The organism is Streptomyces sp. DH12 (genome assembly GCF_020873895.1).
Taxonomy (GTDB): domain Bacteria; phylum Actinomycetota; class Actinomycetes; order Streptomycetales; family Streptomycetaceae; genus Streptomyces.
This window is the reverse complement of record NZ_JAHWGT010000815.1, coordinates 1-482: the sequence shown is the minus strand read 5'-3', so window position 1 is coordinate 482 and position 482 is coordinate 1. Positions and strand designations below refer to the sequence as shown.

Here is a 482-nt window from a genome sequence, read left to right as displayed (position 1 = left end):
GCTCGCGTTTCACTAGAATGCGAGCGAGCACTCGCGTTTGTCAACCGCATCACGAGAGCCGGGGATTGACCGTGTCGGAGGCCAAAGCCACCAAGGGCGCCGCAGCGGACGGAGCGGATGGCGGATCCACAGCCGGATCAACCGCTGGAACGCCCGACGGAACGCCGGGCTCCGCCCGCCCGCGCCGCCGCCAGGCCCGCGGCGAGGCCCGTATCGCCCAGTTGCTCCGGGCCGCCGCCAGCGTCTTCTGCACCAGCGGCTACACCGCGTCGAGCACCAACGCCATCGCCCGCGAGGCCGGGGTGTCGCCGGGCACGCTCTACCAGTTCTTCCCGAACAAGGAGGCCATCGCCGTCGAGCTGGGCGACCAGTTGCTCAACCGCTGGCGGGACACCTACGGCGCCGCCTTCACGCAGAGCCACATCGAGCTGCCGCTCGACCGGATGCTGGACGCCATCCTCGACCCGCTGATCGCCTTCAAC

The 482-nt window shown here is 69.9% G+C and carries 1 protein-coding gene; it reads left to right on the top strand.

The window, feature by feature from the left end; genetic code table 11:
- Nucleotides 1-71: 71 nt before the first annotated feature.
- The coding region (locus LPA54_RS37220) for a TetR/AcrR family transcriptional regulator (RefSeq protein WP_228984879.1) at nucleotides 72-482 on the top strand (411 nt) is incomplete at its 3' end.